This window comes from Brevibacillus sp. HD3.3A, from assembly GCF_013284375.2.
In the GTDB taxonomy this organism is placed as follows: Bacteria; Bacillota; Bacilli; order Brevibacillales; family Brevibacillaceae; genus Brevibacillus; species Brevibacillus parabrevis.
In genome coordinates this window covers 3,219,413-3,241,299 of sequence record NZ_CP085874.1, presented here as the reverse complement: position 1 = coordinate 3,241,299, position 21,887 = coordinate 3,219,413, and the positions used below count along the sequence as shown (strand labels likewise).

The following is a 21,887-nucleotide window of genomic DNA, read 5'->3' as shown; positions in this document are numbered from 1 at the left end:
TTGAAAAGGGAAATGGGAGTTTACCATGGGGCATAAATACGACGATCAGACGTATACAGGGCTGGAAATCGCTGTCATTGGCATGGATTGCAAATTTCCAAAAGCAAATGATGCCAACCAATTTTGGGACAATCTCAAAAATGGAGTCGAAGGGATCTCGTTTTTTTCCGAGGAGGAAATGCTGCAATCCGGAATCGATCCAGCGCTATGCAACGACCCGAATTATGTAAAAGCAAAAGGGTATCTGGAAGGGATCGACCAGTTTGACTCGGCCTTCTTTGATTATACCCCCCGTGAAGCAACCGTACTGGACCCGCAAATCAGAGTTTTTCACGAAGTGGTCCTAAACGCCCTGGAGCATGCGGGCTACAATCCTGAGGTGTACAAAGGCCAGATCGGCTTGTACGCAGGAAGTACTGAAAATGTAAACTGGCTGCTGAGACAAATGCTCGCTAATGAAACCCCCACTTTCAATGTAAGCTTTCGCGAGTACCTGTGCACATCTATTTCCTACAAGTTAAAGTTGAAAGGTCCAAGCGTCTCCGTGTTGAGCGCTTGCTCGACGTCGCTGGTTGCCGTTCACCTGGCCAGCCAGGCTTTGCTAAACGGCGAGTGCAGTATCGCGGTTGCGGGCGGTGTCCACATCTCCCTTCCGTCGAAAAAAGGCTACTACTATTCCGACGACCTCATTTACTCGCCAGATGGTCATTGCCGCGCCTTTGACGCCTCTTCCGCAGGGACGCTCATCAGTGACGGCGCGGGAGTGGTCGTCTTGAAAACGTTGCAGGACGCGATCAAGGACCAGGATCATATTTACGCCGTCATCAAAGGATCAGCGATCAATAACGACGGCCATCGCAAGGCTGGTTTTTCTGCCCCGAGCATTCAAGGGCAAAAAGAAGTCATCGAAGCAGCGCTCCAGATGGCGGAAGTGGATGCGGAATCCATCACCATGGTAGAAGCCCACGGGACCGGGACGAAAATTGGTGATTCCATCGAAGTCGAAGCGCTCAAACGAGCTTTTCAAACGAATAAAAAGGCGTACTGCGCGATCGGCTCGGTAAAGTCGAGCATTGGGCACCTGAATGAAGCGGCTGGGATTGCAGGCTTGATCAAAACGATTCTTTCGTTGGCCAACAAACAAATTCCCCCGTCGCTTCATGTGCTCAATCCGAATCCGAAAATCGAGTTCGAGAATACGCCGTTTTACATCAATCATTCCTTGCGCGACTGGAATCAGGCAACCACTCCGCGCCGGGCAGCCGTCAGCTCCTTTGGCATCGGCGGGACGAATGCGCATGTCATTTTGGAAGAAGCGCCCATACGCGAAAAGCGAGCAGCCACAGAGGAAGCTCGCTTGTTTGTCTTTTCCGCCAAAACGAAAACGGCTTTGCAGGAGCAAATCAGCCGCTTCAAAAGCCACCTGAAGCAACAGCCCAATATCGACCTGCGCGATGCCGCATATACGCTGCAAGCAGGGAGAATGGCTTTGTCCAATCGTGCTTATTTGATTGCGCGAAGTTATCAGGAGCTGCTTCCGCAATTGGATGCGAAAAGTCTTCCGCTCCGCACCGTGGAAAAGGGGGAAGCGACTGCCCTGTATCTCGTGCCGGAGATTAGCGGGGATGCGCACATCGCGCAACTTGCGCTCACACTGTACCAAAACTACCGACCGTTTCGAGAGGAAATGACGCAATGTCTGGGCAAAATCGGTTCGCACAGCAAGCTGGATTTGCAACAGTTGTTTGCTCCGGGGGTAAAGGACGCGACACAGCTTCGAGCGATCCACTTCCTGTTTGTTTATGCCTTTGCAAAAGTCACCTTTGCTTGCCAGGAGCAGCCTTTCGGAATCGTTGGCTTCCGAAGCGGAAATTTCGTAGCAGTCACGCTGGCAGAGGCGGTAGCGCTTGAGCATGCTTTTGTTGCTTTCCTGGATAACGAGATCACAGCGATTACGGAGAACCCGATTTCCCAACCGCGCATCCCGCTGTTTTCTGCCGGAAACGGCGAAAAGCTGTTCCGCGAGCATTGCCAGGATCGCAGCTTTTGGCATGCAGCGCTGACTGCGCCGCTCTCGTTTGCAGCCGGGCTTGCCGCTCTTTGCCAAACGCCGAAGATGATCGTCGCTTTCCTAGGAAATAACACAGAAACGGCAGGCGATTACGCTGGCTGGCCTGTGCAGGAATGGGTTTCGTTGTCTGCGTGTGAAGCTGCTGTTTGGACATGGATCGGGGAGCTGTGGAGCAGGGGAGCAACTATCCATTGGGAAGCGTTGCATAAACGAGCGGAAAAAGGGCGGATTCCGTTGCCTACGTATCCTTTTGAGCGGAATCGCTACTTTTTGGATGATGACCCGGTAAAGCTGGGGAACGCGTTTTTGCAGCAAATAAAGGAGCAAGCGTCGGCGCAAAAGGATGCCGCCGATTGGTATTACGCACCGACATGGAAACGGGCGACGTTTTCAGAATCGTCCGCAAAGTCTGCGCCAAAGCTGCGGCGGTCCGCAATCATTTTCCACGATACAAGGCTGGACGAAGCGGTTGTGGAAGCGTGCAAGCGCCATTTTGAGCAGCCCTTTTTTGTAGCTCGGAACGGCGCTCCTGTCGCTGGGGCTGACAACGGATACGGGCTGGCAGATAATAGCAAAGCAGCCTACCAAGATGCTTTGCAAGCGTTTGATCAGAAAACGCAAGCGGAACCGGATGCGATCCTGTACTTTTCGCTTTCAGAAGAAGACTTCGTGGAAGAGGATCAGGAGCAAGCAGAGCGCATGCTGGAAGCAACCTACGACAGTCTCCTGCATCTCGTACAAGCGCTGGATGAACGGGATGGCTCGACGGCGATTCAACTTGCTGTCGTGGCGAATCGTCTCTTTGATGTGCTCGGCAGCGAAGAGATTAACCCTTGGAAAGCGACGCTGCTTGGCCTCGTTCGCGGCATTCCGTTGGAGTTTCCCGATCGAAGCTGCCAGTTGATCGATATTTCCGGCCAGGAGCAGCTTGTCGCTTCTGGTCTGGTCGATCAGCTTTTGCAAGAGATCGAGGGAAGGCAAGATGAGCTGTTCGCTCTGCGCGGAAAGGCGAAATGGCTTCCCCACTATGATCGGACATCGCCCGTATCCCGTTCCGGGGCAAAGCTCAAAGACGATGGCGTTTATTTGCTTACCGGGGGAATCGGCGGCATCGGACTGGAGCTGGCCGATTACATCGCCAGCCAATGCAAGTCCAGCATCATTCTTGTAGGGCGGTCGTTCTTCCCTGCAAAAGAAGAGTGGGGCAACTGGCTGCGGGATCACGGCAAGCAAGACCCAATCTCGGTTAAAATCGCCCGCATGCAAAAGCTGGAGCAAAAAGGAGCGCGAGTTTTCGTCTATCAGGCGGATGTGTCCGACTTCTCCGCGCTTGCTGCGACACTGCGGCGCGCCCAGCAGGAAGCAGGAGCGATTCAAGGTGTGATCCATGCCGCCGGGCTTCCGGGCAGCAGCTTGATCCAGCAGGCAACCAAGGAGGCGACGCACCGGGTCATTCACTCCAAAGCCACGGGTTGCCTGAATTTGAGCCGGATTCTGCGGGAAAACGACCTGGACTTTTTTGTGCTCTGCTCATCCATCAGCACGATTTCCCCGATGATCGGGCAGTCCGATTACAATGCGGCCAATGCCTTTTTGGACGCGTATGCCGACTATCGCAACCGGGAAGACAAAGTGGCTATCACCAATCTGAAATGGGATATATGGAAAAACGTAGGGATGGCCGTCAAGTCCGGGATCGCGCCAGCTTCGAAGCAAGTGCTGGAGCATCCGCTGTTTGACTACAGCTTTCAGGCGGGGGGCAAAGAGCTGTTTTTTGCCAGGCTGAGCTTGCAGCAGCACTGGGTTTTGCAGGATCATCGCACAGAGGAACATGGGGTGCTGTCGGGAACGGCGTTGATCGAAATGGTGCGGGAAGCTGCCGGCAAAAGCATGCTGAAAAAGCCTTACGTCCTGCAAAACGTGCATTTCCACACGCCGATAACGGTACGCGAGCAAGAGGAAAAAGAAGTGTTGCTCCTGTTCACTCCGAATAGTCGTGAAGGCTATTCCTTTACAGTGTACAGCCGTATGCGTCCAGAAGCAGATACATGGCTGCCTCATGTTACCGGGACAGTCGAGACGGTCGAGCAGCCGTTTGAGACAATCCATCTGGAAGCGCTGAAAGAGCGTTGTGCCGATAAGGATGTGCTGTTTACCGACGCGGATCACAAGAGGCACGGAGGTTATCTGATCTTCGGGGAAAGATGGCGCAACATTCGCCAGGTCATGGCCGGGAAAGCAGAAGGACTAGCGGTGATTGAGCTGCCCGAAAAATATGCAGCCGATCTGGACGACTATCACTTGCACCCGGGGATGCTCGACTCGGCAACGAGCTTTTTGCTCGGCTTTATCGACAAAACAGAAATGTTCATTCCGCTGTCCTACGAATCGCTTGCCGTTTATGGCAAAATGCCGCGGCGCATTTACAGCTACTGCAAGTATTTGGACGTAGAGTTCCCGCAAGACGGCCTGGCGAGCTTCGATATCCAGATCATGGACGAGGCGGGACGTGTGCTCGTTGAGATTCGCAACTACACGATGATCGCCGTATCCGGTTCGGTCGCCGAACGGATCAGTGACGGAAACAGGCAAAGCATCACGCTCGATCTCGCCAAATGGATGACGGCAGGTACATCTGGACATGATCTCGGCCAGGTCGGCATCTTGCCGGAAGAGGGACGTGAAATATTCGGCAAAATGCTCGCGTCTGGCGCTTCTACTGTCATCATTTCCACGACAGACCTCGAAAGCCGTGTGCAGAAAAGGCGCGACAGCAATCAGGACGGATGGGGCAGGAGCGACGAGCAGCAATCGACGAGCGTACGGATTCAGGGAAAAAGGCCGCCGCTATCCGTTGAGTATGTCCCGCCGCAAACTGACTTGCAAAAAGCACTGTGCGCCATTTACGAAAATGATTTAGGCATAGCCCCAATCGGGATAGCGGATGATTTTTTTGAACTGGGCGGCGATTCGCTCAAGGCGATTCACGTCAGCACGAGCATCCGCAAGCAATTCCATGCCAATATGACGTTGACAGACTTTTTTCAGGAAAAAACGATTGAGCACATCGCGGCATTCATTCAAAACAACCAGCAGGCGAGACAGCAGGCCATAGCGCCAGTCGCGGCCAAGCCTCATTACATGACCTCGCTTGCGCAACAGCGGGTCTTTTTCTTGCAGGGGCTTGTGCCGAATACAGTGGGATACAACGAGTCGACCGCTGTTTTGCTGGAAGGATCGATTGAACCCGAAAAAATCGAACGCATATTTGCGAAAATCATCGAGCGACATGAAAGCTTGCGTACCTCGTTTCAAGCAGTGGACGGCGAGATTGTCCAGATTGTGCACCCGCATGTTGACTTCCGGGTAATCTCGCTGACATCGGATGAGCATTCCGTGGAGCGCGATGTGGAACAGTTTATTCAGCCGTTCGATCTGACTCAGGCACCGCTGTTCCGCGTAGGGCTGATCAAGCTCGGGGAACAAAAAAGCGTTCTGGCACTCGACATCCATCACATCATTTCCGACGGAACGTCCATTAATTTGTTGATAAAAGACTTTGCGGAACTGTACAGCGGCAAGTCGCTTCCGCCATTGGCCGTCCAGTACAAAGATTACGCCGAGTGGCAGCACGCGTTTGCCCAGTCAGCCGCTTACCGGGCACAGAAAGCGTACTGGTTGCAGCAACTGGAAGGGAAATTGCCTGTCCTGCATCTGCCGACAGATTTTCCCCGCCCGGCTTCGCTTAGCTTTGACGGCAACCGGATTATTGTAGAGCTGGATCAACAATTGAGCGAGAACATCAAGAAATTTTCCCAGGAACAACAGGTCACCTGGTTTATGACGATGCTTGCGGCTTATTACGCCTGGCTGGCGAGACTCAGCGGAGAATCGGACATACTGGTAGGCATTCCGCAAGCAGGCCGAAACCACGAGGACGTGAAAGAGATCGTCGGCATGTTCGTCAATTCGCTCGTCCTGCGCAATCGACCGGAGAGGGAAAAAAGCTTCCGCGGCTTCCTCCACGAAGTAAAGGCGAGCCTGCTGGCAGCTTTGGAAAATCAGGACTTTCACATTGAACTGATTTTGGATCAGCTCGACGTGAAGCGCGACCCGAGCCGCACCTTTTTGTACGATACGATCTTCAACTACCAGAGCATGAAAAACCGGGCAGAGGATGCAGGAACGCATGACGGAGACTTGCAGCTTTCTGCGTATCCGGTCACGGCAAAAACAACGAAAGCCGATCTGAATATCCATTTATACGAGACAGGCGCAGGCATTTGTCTGGAATGCTTTTACCGCACAGACTTGTTCAGGCAGGAGACGGTCGAGTACCTGTTTGCCGAGTACCGCAAATTGCTTGCGAGCATCACGCAAAATCCGGACTCGCTGATCGGCGAATTGCCGATTTTGCAGCAAAGCGAAGTGCGGGGCAGGGAAAAGGCGGTTGTGCCGTCTTGCGAGTACCAGCCTTTTTCCTTCGACGAACCTGCTGCAACGGTCGTGTCGCGGTTTGAACAGCAAGTCGCGCAGTACCCCGACCAGATCGCCGTCAAACACGGCTCCGCTGTTCTGGATTACAGACAGCTCAATGCCAAGGCGAATCGCGTTGCCCGGAAAATCGCAGAGCATACGGCTCAAACAAGCGGACACGCACCTGTTGCCCTGCTCTTTGGCAACACGCTGGACATGGCCGTTGCCTTGATCGGCGCGCTGAAAGCAGGGGTGCCCTTCGTGCCGCTGGATCGAAGCGCTCCAGCAGAGCGGTTGGCTTACATGCTCGGCGATACGCAATCGGCTATCCTGCTGACCGATTCGCAAAACCTCGCTTTGGCAGCAGAAGTGGCGGGCAAGGCGATGCTCGACATCACCACGATCAATCTGTCGGAAGAAACTGGCGGTGCTTGGGAAGAGAACCTGGAGCTGAGCATCAAGGGCGAGGACATCGCCTTTATCCTCTACACGTCAGGCTCCACGGGAAGGCCAAAGGGAGTGATGCAGAGCCATGCAAACGTCTACTACTATCTGGCGCAGCTCAGCAAGGAACTGCGGCTTCATTCGCAAGATCGCATCGCCTTGCTGACTTCGTACAGTCACGCCATTGGCATTCTCGATATTTTGGGCAGCCTGCTGAACGGGGCTGCGCTGCATCTTTACGATTTCAAGCTGGACGGAAGCATGCCGCGATTCGCGCACTGGCTGAATCAGGAGCAGATTACGCTGTTCCATTCCGTCCCTTCCGTCTTCCGCTTTTTCATGAAGAATCTGGACGACGCTGTACAGCTTCCCCACATCCGCATGGTTTTGCTGGGGGGCGAGGTCGTTTCCGGCACCGATTTTGATTTGTACAAGCAAAAATGCGCGGACGACTGCCTGTTTGTCAATTTCCTGGGCTGCTCCGAATTGATGGTCATTTCCTTTTACATCATGAACAAAAACATGGCCGTCCCGCAGGCCAAAACGCCAGCCGGATATGTCGTGGATGGCATAGAGCTGCGGATTCTCGACGAAAGCGGCCGGGAAGTGAGCATTTTCGAATCGGGCCAGCTTTTTTATCAAAGCGCCTACTTGTCTCCGGGCTACTGGAATCGGCCGGAAGAGACGGCCAACGCTTTTGTCGGCGATCCGCGAACAGGGACGGGCAGGCTGTACAGAAGCGGTGACTACGGTCGACTGTTGCCGGACGGCTGCCTGGAATACAACGGCCGAAACGATTCGCAACTGAAAATCCGCGGCTACCGCGTAGACCTGAACGAGATCGAGAGCGTGATCGACGGGCTGGATTGCATGTTGAAAAGCGTTGTCAAAGCGATCTACGACGAGAACGGCGAGCCGATGATTGTCGCCTACTATGTGCTGAAACAAAGCGAAGCGGAAAAAGCGATCATCGGCCAAGTGAAGCAACTGCTGCCGAGCTATCTCGTTCCGTCCTTTTGGCTGGAACTGCAATCGTTTCCGATGGTCGGCCCGAACAAAATCGACCGCAATGCTTTGCCAGCCGTTGAGGCCAACAGACCGAGAAGCTCGCACATCGTTCCTCCGCAAAATCGCATGGAAGAGCTGCTCGTGAGCATCTGGCAAGACATATTGGGAAAAGAGCCTGTCGGCGTAGACGACGGATTTTTTGAGCTGGGCGGACACTCGCTGTTGCTGATGCAAGTGCAAAACCGTTTGGAAAAGGAATGGCAAACGACGATTGAGATGGCCGACTTGTTCAAATATCCGACGATCCGCTCATTGGCTTCGTTTTTACAGGACAAACAGATCAGCAAAACCGATTACTTGCAGCAAAGCACGCAGCGGGGCGAGCTGCGGAAAAGCCTGCGCCAGCAACGGGGAAAACGGTAAAAATCCATCGGGGAGACAGCTGTCCGGAGTGCCTCGCGCTTCCGATGGCTGCTCCCGCTTTGGACAATGACAGGATTAAAGGAGAAGCGTATGCAAAAAAGTGTCGTGTTTGACTTCGATGGAGTGATTATTGATTCGCTTGAGGTGCAGCGCAAGGCGTTCTATGACAGCTTTCAGCTCGTTTCCGACGGTCCGCTCCCTTCCTTTGAGGAGTTTCTTGGACACAGCGGCGATTCGATTCCGAATATTTTCGCCAAAATGAACCTGCCCCAGAGCATGGTCGAGCATTATCGCAAAATCGCCAGCTCCAACATCCACCTGATCGAGATTGTGGCGGGGATGGAAGACGTGCTGCGATTCATTCAACAGGAAGGCTGGAAATGCGGATTGTGTACGGGAAAGGATCGCAAGCGCACCATCCACATCCTGGAGGAATTTCGCTTGATCGATTATTTTGATGGGGTGGTCTGTTCCGATGATGTCACCCATCCAAAGCCGCACCCGGAAAGTCTGCTTGTTGCCATTGAGCAATTGCAATCCGGTATTGATCACTCCGTCTTTGTTGGCGACGGGAAAAACGACCTGATCTGTGCCAGGGAGGCGCAAGTGAAAAGCATCGCAGTCGCCTGGGGCCATAATTCGGTAGAGGTGCTCCAGCAGGAAGCTCCTACTTTTTTTGCGTACAGTGTCGACGAACTGAGACAGGCATTGCAAACCCTTTTTCAACACCCGAGAGTGTCATTATAAATAAACGGGAGTGAGTGGAGTGGTGGATGAAGAGTTGATCCATTCAAAAATCGCGATCGTCGGCATGTCCTGCCGTGTTCCCGATGGCGATACCCCTTTGGCTTTTTGGCAAAACATCGTCCGCGGTGTGGAATCGATCAAGACGTTTACGGATGAGGAATTGAAGGAGGCAGGCGTTCCTGCTGATCTCCTTCACGACCCGCACTATGTAAAAAGAGGGGCCGTCCTGAACGATACAGCGTATTTCGACGCGGGCTTTTTCCGTTATACAGCCAAGGATGCCGAGATTACCGATCCGCAGCATCGCGTCTTTCTCGAATGCGCCTGGGAAGCGCTTGAGGATGCGGGCTGCGTCCAGGATATCGAGCGTCTTGTCGTGGGCGTGTACGCCAGCTCGTGCATCAGCAGCTACTTTTTGCGTCTGTACGAAGATCAGGAGCTGGTAAAACGGCTTGGGCACGTGCAAATCGGCATCGGCAACGAAAAAGATTTTCTCGCTTCCAAGGTGTCGTTCAAGCTCGGCTTGCGCGGTCCTTCCGTCAATGTGCAGACAGCGTGCTCTTCCTCCTTGGTCGCGGTTCATTTGGCCAGCCAAAGTCTGCTGAATGGCGAGTGTGACATGGCGCTGGCAGGGGGCGTGACGATCCGCAGTGAACAGACAGCAGGCTATGTCTACCAAAAAGAAGGCATGGTTTCTCCGGATGGACATTGCCGTGTCTTTGATGCCGACTCTGCGGGAACGGTTTTTGGCAATGGCATCGGCATCGTGGTCTTGAAGCGGTTGGCAGATGCGATTCGCGATCGCGACAACATTCAGGCGGTCATCTGCGGCACGGCGGTCAACAATGACGGAGAAGAAAAAATCGGGTACACCGCGCCGAGTCCAATCGGTCAGGCGCAGGTCATTCACGAGGCGCTCACCGTCGCCAACGTTTCGCCGCGGGAAATCAGCTATATCGAAACACACGGAACCGGAACCGAGCTGGGCGACGCGATTGAAATAAAAGCACTCAAAGAGGTTTTCCAGGCCGAGGCGACCTCGCGCCAATTTTGCGCCATCGGGTCTGTCAAACCGAATATCGGCCACCTGGATACGGCAGCGGGCATCATCGGTCTAATCAAGACAGCTCTCGCGCTGAAACATCAAGTGATCCCGCCTTGCATTCACCACGAGCAGCCGAACCCGAAGCTGGCATTGGAGCATAGTCCCTTTTACGTCAACACACGTCCGCGTTCGTGGAAAGACGTCAGCGATTCGCCGAAGGCAGGCGTCAGTTCGTTTGGCATTGGCGGGACAAACGCCCATGTCGTTCTGGAAGCAGCTCCTGTCTATGCTTCCGATGCTTCTGCGAGACAGCAGCATCTGTTTTTGTTCTCAGCCAAAACAGAAAAGGCATTGGCGAATACGTGCCGGAAAATGGCGCAATTTTTCCGTGCCCAGCCTGCGCTTTCCCCTGCGGATGTGTCGTATACGTTGCAGACGGGGCGCGCTCATTTTTCGCATCGGAAAATGGTGGTTTGCTCTTCCGTAGGAGAAGCTGCTCGCTTGCTGGAAGCAGCCGCAATCGGCACGGCAAGCGAAAGCAGGCAGGAGGAGCTTCGCACGGCTTTTTGGTTTTCAGCGCAAAACCAAGCGCTTTGCACGATGGCGCGCGAGCTGTACCAGACTGAACAGTGCTTTGCCCGCATCTTGGACGGTTATGTCCACGACTTGTCCAAAGCTGCGTTGGCTGCGCCCAGCCTGGATCGCCTTTTGACGGGTGCCGACCTGCTGCATCATGGCGACGCTTTTGACCCGATGTACGGGGAACTGAGCCAGTTTCTTTGCCAAAGTGCCTTGGCCGACTTTTTGGTTTCTCTCGGAATCAAGCCGCAGGTGGCGATTGCGGACGGGGCAGGCTTGTTTGCGGCTGTCTATCAGGCGAAGCTGGCAACCGTGTCCGACCTCGCGAAAATCATCGTCCTGAAACACAAGTGGCTTCGGGCAGCAGAAGAACAACAAAGCCGGATCGAAGCTGCACTGGCTTCGCTGTTGCGGGCAATGCCAGCGGGCAGCGCGGATCACGCTATCTTGTCCGGCGGGACTTCTGTCACGAGCGAGCTGGTTGGTCAGACAAACTTTTGGCTGCACACCATGCAAGCATCCACTTTGCCAGCGACAGCAAAGGCTCCGCTCACGGAGAGCGATGTTCACCTTGTCATTGGGATCGGGATGAAGCAGCCATCCTGGGCGGAATGCAGCCTTCCTGTCATTCATCTGTTGCCTGCGCATGGAGAGGTGGAGTCGGCGGAGTGGCGTTTTGCCAACAGCTTGGGCGAGCTTTGGCAGCAGGGGGCTGCGATTGATTGGCGGGAACGGTACTCCGGCGAGAACAGAAGCCGCCTGTCCCTTCCGACGTATGGGTTCGATCGCGACAAGTATTGGTTTGAGAAAAAAGCGCGTACCGCCGCCCCTCAGCCACAGCCTAATCTTTCTCGCAAAAACGAACCGGAGAAGTGGCTGTATCGGCCCGTTTGGAAACAATACAACGGATCTGGCCGTACCCGTACAGACGACGAGCAGTCTGACACCTACCTGCTGTTTATCGATACGGACGGAATCGGCGAAGCGGTCAAGCAAGCGCTGCAAGCAAAAGGAAAACGCGTGTGCACGGTAAAGGCAGGGCAGCACTTTTCCAAGCTGGACCCGAATGCGTACGAGATTCATCCCGAAGAAACGGAGCAGTATCTCGCGCTGTTGCGGGAAGTGTTTACGCCGGGCCAGACCTGGAAAATCGTGCACTTGTGGAGCCTTGCAAACGAGTGCGCAGATGCTTCCCCGGCTGCCGGGCCGTCTGTGTTTTACCGTCTGCTGCACTTGGGCCAATCGTTTGGCATGCTCGATCCGCAGCAGCAAATCCAGCTTTTCGTGATTGCGTCCGCGTCTCAATCGATCACCGGGAACGAAGCTTTGCTGCCACAGCAGGCTATGGCGCTCGGGGCGGCTCAGGTACTCACGCAAGAATTTGGCAATGTCCGCTCGGCTTTCCTGGAAATCGAGCCGGAACCATTCGTGAAACAAGGGCAGTCTGGCATGAAGCTGCTTGTGGAGGAGCTGTTGAAGCAAGAGCCGGAAAACTTGCTCGCGATCCGCAACCGTCATAAATGGGTGCGCACGTTTGAACCGCTTCGCTTGGACCCGCCGACAACTGCACAGCCCGAAGCAGGCGGCGTGCATCTGATTCTCGGCGGCTTGGGCGGAATTGGCTTGACCGCAGCGGGGGCGTTAGCCCAGCACGGTCCAGCTACGATCATTTTGACAGGGCGTTCGCCATTTTTGCCGGAAATGCAGTGGGAGGAATACGTATCCACCACTTCCGCAAGCGACCCGCTGCACCAGAAAATTCGCGAACTGATGCAGTTGCAAGCATTGGGTGCCCAAATTCATCTGTATCAGGTCGATGTAAGCGATGAAGCACAAATGAAGGCTCTTTTGGAAGAGATAGAGGCGACGATCGGACGAATTGACGGAATCATCTTTTCTGCTGGCAGAGTCGTGAGCGATTTCTTTCAGCACGCGATCCCCCATATCCGTCGCGACATGTGTGAAGCGGAGTTTGCGGTCAAACAAACAGGGCTGCTCGTTCTGGAAAAGCTGATCCGGGAAAAAGAGATCGGGTACTGCCTGGTCAATTCCTCGCTGTCCTCGATACTCGGCGGAATCGGACTCGTTGCCTATACGGCGGCTAACCAATTCATGGACAGCTTTGTGCAAAAGATGAATCAAGGGCAGCAGCGAACGCGATGGATGTCTGTCGGTTGGGACGCCTGGAACTTTTCGCTTGCCGATCCAGGCAGCCGCACAGCGACAAGCGAACGGCTGGAGCAATTGATTTCGCCCGCAGAAGGCCGACAACTGTTTGCGCATTTGTTTTCCCTTCTGCACCAGGAAGAGCATGTCATCGTGTCCACGACAGACCTGGAGCCGCGGCTTGAGCAGTGGGTAAACCGCCCTCGCTACATAAAAGCAGGCAAGCAAGAGAGTCAGAAAGAGATTCCTCTGGAGCAACTGCTGCAGGAGACGATTCAGGACGCGATTGGGAATGCGAACATGGGACTGGACGACAATTTCTTTGATGCAGGCGTCACGTCGCTTGATATTGTCGGGATCAACGATATTCTCCAGAAAACGATTCAGAAGCCTGTTCTGATCTCTTCCTGGTTCGAATACCCGACCATTCGCAAGCTGGCCGGGTACCTGAAAGCGGAAGACAACGATACGGCGGCAAACGATCATGGCTTCGATCGCTCTGAAATTGTCCATAAAGGGATGGATAAATTAAAGCTGCTGCGCCAAAAAGGAAAGGAGGTGCGAAATGGCTGACACGCGAAACTTCAACGGCCTGGAAATCGCCGTGATCGGCTTATCCTGCCGCTTTCCGGGAGCGAACAATCGCCAGCAATTTTGGAACAACCTCAAGGACGGGCTGGAGTCGATCACGTTTTTTAGCGACGACGAGCTTAGAGCAGAAGGAGTACCACAAGAGCTGATCGAGCATGAAAACTACGTCAAGGCTGGTGCGATCATCGATCAGTTTGAATATTTTGACGAACGCTTTTTCGGGTACAGCCCCAAAGACGCTCTGGTCATGGACCCGCAAGTTCGCCTGTTTCACGAGGTAGCCTGGGAAGCTATGGAAGACGCCGGATACGTCCCTGACCATTATCCCGGATTAGTAGGTGTCTTTGCCGGAGCATCGAGCAATTACAGCTGGAATGCCAGAGTGTATTCATATGAAGGGGAGCACCGGGATCTCTTTTCCGAAATCCAGTTGAGCAACAAAGACTTCCTCGCCTCGCGCATTTCCTACAAGTTCAATTTAAAAGGGCCGAGCTTGACGCTCACCACCGCATGCTCGACTTCGTTGACCGCCATTCATGCCGCTTGCCGCAGCTTGCTCAGCGGCGAATGCGACATGGCGATTGCAGGTGGCTGCTCGATTTTGATTCCGCACAAGAGCGGATATATGTACGAAGAAGGGCACTTTTTGTCAAAAAACGGCCAAATTCGCGCCTTTGACGAAGCGGCATCCGGCATTCTGTTTGGGAACGGCGTCGGAGTGGTCGTGTTAAAGCCGCTGGAAAATGCGCTGGCGGACAAAGACCATATATGGGCGATTATCAAAGGCAGCGCCGTCAACAACGACGGCAACCGCAAAGCAGGATACATGGCGCCGAGCGTCGAGGGGCAAAAAGAGGTCATTCAAAGCGCCTTGCAGCTCTCCGATGTAGAGGCGGAAAGCATCTCGTACATTGAAACGCACGGGACTGGAACACAGCTCGGAGATTCCATCGAGTTTACGGCGCTCAAGCAAGTGTTTCGCGAGCGGCAAAGCGAGTGCGTCCTAGGCTCGGTCAAAAACAACATCGGCCATCTCGATGCAGCGTCAGGAGTAGCGGGTTTCGTGAAGACCGTCCTCGCCCTAAAGCACCGCCAGATCCCGCCGATGATCAATTTTGCCAGGAGCAACCCGGCTTTGGACATGGAAAACAGCCGCTTTGCGATCAACACCACACTGCGCGAATGGCAGCGTGGAGCGTATCCGTTGCGGGCGGGAATCAGCTCGTTTGGCGTCGGGGGGCAAAATGCGCATCTGATCGTCGAGGAAGCGCCAGAGGTCAGCGAATCGCTGGATACAGAGCAGCAGCCACAGCTCGTTTTGCTGTCCGCGCAAAACAGCGAATCGCTGGAACAAATGGCAGACAATCTGGCAAAGCATCTCGAAGAGCACCCCGAGATCAAGCTGCAAGATGTCGCCTACACCCTGCAAAAGGGCCGGAAGTCATTTGAATACCGCAAGCAAATCGTTTGCAAGAGCCGTACCGAGCTGATCCGCGCCTTGACGGATAAAGGCTCCCGGCAGGCACAAGCTTACCGTGCGGATGGAGAGCCTGGACAGATCGTATTCATGTTCTCCGGCCAAGGCTCGCAATACGTCAATATGGGACGCGAACTGTATGAACAGGAGCAAATTTTTCGAGAGAGTCTCGATCATTGCTTCTCTCTGCTTCAACGATATTCCCCGGTCGATTACCGTTCCATTTTGTTCCCGCGTGACGAGCAGCAGGAACAGGCCAAGCAGGCAATCGCCAGCCTCGATCACGGGCAAGTGATTTTGTTTGTGTTCGAGTACGCACTGGCCCGGCTTGTGATGGAGTGGGGAGTTCAACCGGATGCCGTGATCGGCTACAGTCTGGGTGAATATATCGCGGCTACCATCGCCGGACTGTTCACGCTCGAACAGGCGCTGCAGCTCGTACTCAAGCGCGGGGAACTGTTTCGCAGGCTGCCTGATGGCAAAATGCTGAGCATTCCGCTCTCTGTGGCGGAAGTGGCTCCGTTTTTGTCTGACTCGCTGGAAATTGCCATCGACAATCAAGCTTCCTGCGTAGTCGGCGGCCCGACACCGCTCATTGTGGAGCTGGAAGAGAAGCTGAAACAGGACAAACGGATGTGCACGCCGCTGCCGTTCCCCAAAGTGATTCATACGTCACGGGTCGAATCGATACTGGACGATTATCAGGCCGCTTTTCAGCCGGTAGCCTTTCAGGATATGCAAATTCCTTTTCTCTCCAGCGTGACAGGAGAATGGGCAGAGCAGGCAGACTTGGCAGCTCCTGACTATTGGCTGCGCCAGTTAAAAGACACCGTGCAGTTTACGAAGGCGCTCCAGTTGTTTGCAAACCAGCGCGCCGTATTTATCGAAATCGGGCCAGGACACGATTTGAGTGCGCTGGCAAAACGGACGTTCGACGCTGGAACCGTATCTTCTTCCGGGCAAAACATACTGAACCTGATCCCGTATGCCAACAGCACTGTCTCGGAGCAGCTTCATCTGTACAAGCGGCTCGGCAAGCTGTGGCAGTACGGAGTGAACCTGGACTGGGACAAAGTCAACCCGGATGGAACGCGGGTTCCGTTGCCGACTTATCCTTTTATGCGCAAAAAGTTCTGGCTGGAAGCGGCTTCGTTTCAGCCGCAGGCAGCGAGTTCGCAACAGTTGGCGAGGAAGCCGATCGAGGACTGGTACTACGTTCCATCATGGAAGCGGCATACCCCCGTCTTTTCAGCCAAAGACAGTACGTACAAACAGAAGCGGCGGCTGATTTTTGCCGAGCAGTCGAAAGTCAGTGAGCTTTTGACGCAAAAAGTACAGCAGTTGAGCGAGCAGTGTATTGTCGTTTGCAAAAGTGCGCAGCGGCAGCAGATTCGCGGCAACGAATTTGCGATCAATCCGGGCCAGGACGAAGATTACGACTGGCTGTTTCAACAATTAAAAGACAGTTCGTTCACGCCGGATGAGGTCATCCACATGTGGAGCTTAGAAGAGGCCGGGGCGTTGCCGAGCCTGGAGATGACACTGGACAACGGCTACTACAGCTTGCTTGCGATTGCCAAGGAATTTGGCAAGCATTTTGACGGACATTCGCTGGAGCTAAAAGTTTTGGCAAACGGAGTCTGCTCGGTGGCCGATGTTGGCAAGCTGAACCCGCAAAAGTCGATCATGCTAGGGCCGATCAAAGTTATCCCGCTGGAATACCCGACGATTCGCTGCCATTTGTTTGACAGTGATTTCACATCGGAAGCGAACGCTCTGGAAAAGGCGCTCGATTCGTTCGTCCGCCCGCTTTTGTCACAAACCTGGAACGGTATCGTCGCCTATCAAAACAAACATTTTTGGCTGCCGACGCACGAGGCCGTTTCCTTCGATCCCAGTGACAGCATGGAACTGAAGCCGGGGGGAACGTATTTGATCACGGGCGGTTTGGGCGGAATTGGCCTCGCCATCGCCGACTTTTTGGCGCAAAAGGCGCAAGCCACCCTGATTTTGGTGGGCAGGACATTGTTCCCGACTAAGGAAAAATGGCAGGAGCTGCTTGCAGACAACAACGCAGACGACAAGCTCAAGCAGACGATTCGCCGACTGTGCGCAATCGAGCAGGCAGGCGGGAGCATTCACCTCATCCATGCGGACATCAGCGACATGCGCCAAGTGGAAGAGCTGCTGCAAAAAGCAGACCGCCTAGGCGGGGAACTGAATGGAGTGATCCATGCTGCTGGCGTCGCCGATGGGGAAATGATCCAGCGCTCCACAAGAGAAAGCGGCAAAAAGATGCTGGCAGCCAAGGTCGAGGGCACATCGCTGCTTTATGAAGCTGTGCGCGACAGGCCGCTCGACTTTTTTATCCTGTTTTCTTCCTTGAGTGCGTACATCCCCTCCATCGGGCAAGCAGGCTATTGCGCTGCAAACGCGTTCCTCGACTCGTTCGCAAACTATTGCCATGGAAATAATAGTCAGTTTCCCGTTTTGTCGATCAACTGGGAGAGATGGAAAGCGACGGGAATGGCAAAGGAAATCGAGGAGAAGCATCGGCAGTTGACGGGTGAGGAGCTGGCGCATGCGATCACGGAAGCGGAAGGCGTTCACATCTTTTCCCGGGTCGGGGCGATCTCGCTTCCGCAGGTTGCCATCTCTGCCTATGACTTAAACGAGCTGATTACCCGGTACCAGGACACGCAATTCCCGCTTGTGTCAGAGGGAATCGCCTTTGATTATCCGCAGCCTGACAGCGCTGTTAAATACGAGCGGCCCGATTTGACAACGGAATATGTCGCGCCGCGAGATGAACGGGAACAGCAAATTACAGCGGTATGGGAAGCGCAGTTTGGCATGCAGCCAATCGGTGTTGACGACAGCTTGTTTGAGTTGGGCGGAGACTCGATTATGGCCCTGTCGATTGTGGGAAAAATCCAGAAGCTGTACAACGAGCGCATCCCTATGGCTTATTTTCTTCACCATCCCACTGTCGCCGGACTTTCTGCCTATTTGCAGCAGACGAGTCCGAGCCAGGTGGGAGGGGTTCGCGTCGCACCGCGCAAAGACCACTATCCGCTGACGTCCGTTCAGAAGCGAGTGTACTTCCTGCAAAAAATGCACCCGTTGACAACGGTCTACAACAATCCGGGCGTGTACCAATTGGACGGGGAAGTCGAGCCGGGCAAAATCCAGCACATTTTTGAACAGCTCATCGGGCGTCATGAGATTTTCCGCACCTCCTTTGGCTTTGTCGGGCAAGAGGTCGTGCAGACTGTTCATGAGACGGTTCCGTTCGCCATCGAGGAGCTGGTGCTGCCGGAAGAAGGAATGGCGGCGTCGATCTCCGCTTTTATCCGGCCGTTTGACCTGGAAAAAGCGCCGCTCATTCGCGTTGGTTACGAGCCAAGCAAAAAGCTGCTGCTCATTGACATGCATCACCTCATATCAGATGAGACGTCGTATCAGCTGCTGATCAAAGATTTTCTGGCCTTTTACAAGGGCGAGGAATTGCCCGCATTGCCTGTGCAGTACAAAGATTACGCGGAATGGCATGCAGCCATGCGAGGCACCCCTGCCTTTGAAAAACAGAAACAATACTGGCTGGCGCAATTCGCGAATGGCGAGCACGAAACGAAGCTGCAGCTGCCGACCGATTTCAAGCCTCCGCTTGTCCAGAGCTTTGAGGGAGATTTCGTTTCCTTTCATATTGATCGCGAGACAACCGAGCGGTTCAAAAGCATGCTGAAACAGGAAGCGGCTACAGTCAACATGGGACTGCTGGCTGTGTACGCTGTTCTCTTGTCGAAAATATGCCAGCAAGAGACGGTCATCGTCGGAACCCCCGTATCCGGGCGGAAGCAGACGGAGCTGGAAAATCTCATCGGAGCCTTCGTCGATACCGTTGCCTTGAAACTGAGCGTCGATGCTGCCGACTCCTTCTCGCAGTTGCTGCAAGCCGTCAAGCAAACGATTTCTGCTGCGCTCGACCATCAGGACTATCCGTTCGAAGAGTTAATCAACAATCTGGATATTCAGCGCGATTTGAGCAGGAATCCATTGTTTGAAACGATGTTCAGTTTCCGCGATGTGTACGACAAGACCGACCAAATCGGCGGGGTCCAGGAGATTACTTCGTTTTACAAGCATAAAACAGCCATGTTCAGCATCCGCTTTACCGCTTGGGAGGAAGGGCCGCAAATCGGGTGCGAGATTGAATACTCCACGAAGCTGTTTGCCAAAGAAACGATGGAGCGCATGGCGCGCTACTTCGTGCAGATTATGCAGCAGGCGGTAGCCGAGCCGGAAGCTGCCTTGGCAAAAGTCGAGATCATGTCCGGGCAGGAACAACAGCAGGTGCTGGTCGGCTTTAACCAAACGCGGCAGCAGGTGGACCCAGGCGCTAACGTCTTGTCCCTGTTTGAGCGCCAGGTGGAACAACATCCGGACAAAGCAGCCGTATCGCTGGGAGCAGCGTCCCTGAGCTACCGGGAGTTGGAGCAGGCGGCAAACAAGCTGGCCCGGTACTTGCAAAAACGAGGGGTGACGCGGGAACAGCCCGTAGGCATATACATCGAGCGTTCGCTTGACATGGTGATCGCCATGCTGGCTGTCCTGAAAGCAGAGGGCGCTTATGTTCCGCTCGATGCCAGCATTCCGTTGCAGCGCTTGCAGCAGATTCAGGAAGATGCTGGTGTCAACGTGATGATTTCCACCAGCGATTTGCTCGCAGACGGCAAGCTCCGCTGCCAAAGCCTCGTGCTTTTGGATCAGGAGTGGAGCGAGATTAAGCAAGAGTCTTCCTCGCCGCTGTCCGCTGCAATCGAACCGTCACAGACGGCTTACATCATCTTTACATCCGGTTCTACAGGAAAGCCGAAAGGGGTCATGGTTCCGCATCGCGCTTTGGGCAACTTTTTGCTGTCCATGTCGAGCCAACCGGGCATGACAGCCGCAGATAAGCTGCTGTCCGTGACGACCTTCTCCTTTGACATTTTCGGGCTGGAGCTGTATTTGCCGCTCATCACTGGAGCGACAGTCGTTCTTGCCAGCAAAACGGAGATGGCGGATGGCAGGCAGTTGAGCCGCTTGCTCGAAACGCACGGGATCACCGTGATGCAGGCGACGCCAGCCACGTGGAAAATGTTGCTCATGTCCGGCTGGACAGGCAATCCGCAACTGAAAGCGCTATGCGGTGGAGAAAGCCTGCCGCAGGACTTGGCGCGAGAAATGCTCGGCAAGGTCGGCTCCTTCTGGAACATGTACGGGCCGACTGAAACGACGATCTGGTCGACGATTGCCGAGATTACCGATGCAGAGCAACTGACAATCGGCAAGCCCATCGCCAATACGCAAATTTATATTTTGGACCGGGACAAAAAGCCCGTTCCCGTGGGCGTCTACGGAGAAATGTACATCGGCGGCATGGGTGTGGCATCCGGGTATATCAACAATCCGGCGCTAACGGCCGAGCGGTTTGTTGCCAATCCGTTCGACGGCGAGATGCAGCCTACGATGTACAGGACAGGCGACATCGCGCGTTTTATGGCGGATGGCACGATTCAGTGCGCGGGCAGGATTGACGATCAAGTAAAAATTCGCGGCTTCCGCATCGAACTGGCTGAGATCAAGGCGGTCATTTCCGCGTATCCCGGGATTCGCGACAATGTCGTCGTGCTGGAGTCGCTGGCGGAACGTTCCGGGAAATCCGCTGCGGATGACGAGAAAGGCTTGACGAGCTACCTGGTACTCGCGGCAGAGGCGACGATCGAGATCGATGAGCTGAAAGGGTTCCTGCTGGAGCAGCTGCCCGCTTATATGATCCCGCAGCAATTTTTCGTGATCGAGCAAATTCCGTTGAACCATAACCAAAAAGTCGACCGCAAGAAGCTGAAGTCGCTGCAGCAAACACAGCTGGTCAGCTCCAAACCGTTCAGACAGCCGACTACCGAGGTGGAAGAAAAGCTGGCTTCCATCTGGAAAAAGCTGTTGCATCTGGAGCAAATCAGCGCCGCGGATTCGTACTTCGATCTGGGCGGAACATCGCTTACGGTGGTGCTGATGCAGGAGCAGATCAAAGAACAATTTGGGCTGCAAATCCACGTAGCGGATATTTTTACCCATCCGACCATTGAGCGGCTGGCTGCGTCCATCGAAGCGGCGATCTTTGCCTCGCAAGGAGCGGGCAAGCGCGGGGTTTCCCTGCCGACTCACTACTTCCTGTCGGCAAGCGATTCCGGCGAAAGCTTGCCTTTGGCGTTGGAGCTGCCCCCTGCCACGGCAAAGGGCTTATTCCAAATCGCCCAGCTTCATGAAATGCGCATCGAGGAAGTCATGCTTGCACTGCTGTTTTACTTGCTCAAGCAGGTGTCGAACGAAGCGAGCATCTCGATCCACCTGTTGAACAAACGCGAGCAGCTCCAGTTGGTTACGCTTGACTTTTCCGGCATGTCTGACTTCGACTCGCTGTTCATGACAGTCAAGGAAAAGATCGCCCAAGCGGAGCAGCACCAATCGTTCCCATCTGTTCCGCCGTATCGGATCGGACGGGAGCAGGACAAAACGATGTTTTTGCTGTACCCGTTGGTTCCTGCTGTTTCACAAGCCGTATCGTCTTCTTTCAATGCCGTCTGGGGCTGGGAAGTCGACAGCGAGGAGCGGATCAGGATTCATCTGGAGTACGACAGCCTGCTGTTCAAAGCGGCCGAATTGAAAAAAATGGTGCAGGGCTTTGCCCATTTGGCGAAGCAGCTAGTTTCGCGCGTCGTTCATACGTAAACAGTGCCAGTCGTCGCGCATCCGGGCGACTGGTTTGTCAATTCAATAAACTGGGCGTGCTCCCGCGAAAAGCGCGTCCAGTCCCA

General features: G+C 54.3%; 4 protein-coding genes. All 4 read left to right on the top strand.

The features are described from left to right. The first annotated feature begins 25 nt into the window (after positions 1-25). The 4 genes from HP435_RS15115 to HP435_RS15100 all read left to right on the top strand — a co-directional run bounded on the left by HP435_RS15115 (position 26) and on the right by HP435_RS15100 (position 21,801). Entirely contained in the window at positions 26-8,422 is an 8,397-nt protein-coding gene (locus tag HP435_RS15115; protein ID WP_173599527.1) for an SDR family NAD(P)-dependent oxidoreductase, read from the top strand. A 90-nt stretch (positions 8,423-8,512) separates the two neighbouring features. Next, positions 8,513-9,169 carry an HAD family hydrolase gene (locus HP435_RS15110; RefSeq protein ID WP_173599528.1) on the top strand — a complete coding sequence of 219 codons (657 nt, stop codon included), beginning with the start codon at positions 8,513-8,515 and terminating at the stop codon, positions 9,167-9,169. Positions 9,170-9,188: 19 nt separating this feature from the next. Next, positions 9,189-13,532, top strand: coding sequence for an SDR family NAD(P)-dependent oxidoreductase (locus tag HP435_RS15105; RefSeq protein ID WP_229049683.1), 4,344 nt, complete (start codon positions 9,189-9,191; stop codon positions 13,530-13,532). Then, complete coding sequence (locus HP435_RS15100; RefSeq protein WP_173599530.1) at positions 13,525-21,801, top strand: non-ribosomal peptide synthetase/type I polyketide synthase; 8,277 nt, start codon at positions 13,525-13,527, stop codon at positions 21,799-21,801. The genes HP435_RS15105 and HP435_RS15100 overlap by 8 nt, the downstream gene beginning before the upstream one ends. The last annotated feature ends 86 nt before the right edge of the window (positions 21,802-21,887 follow it).

What these genes read in the sequence shown, in the direction of transcription:
- HP435_RS15100 (WP_173599530.1), top strand. Translation starts at nt 13,525, where the DNA reads ATGGCTGACACGCGAAACTTCAACGGCCTGGAAATCGCCGTGATCGGC.
- HP435_RS15115 (WP_173599527.1), top strand. Translation starts at nt 26, where the DNA reads ATGGGGCATAAATACGACGATCAGACGTATACAGGGCTGGAAATCGCT.
- HP435_RS15110 (WP_173599528.1), top strand. Translation starts at nt 8,513, where the DNA reads ATGCAAAAAAGTGTCGTGTTTGACTTCGATGGAGTGATTATTGATTCG.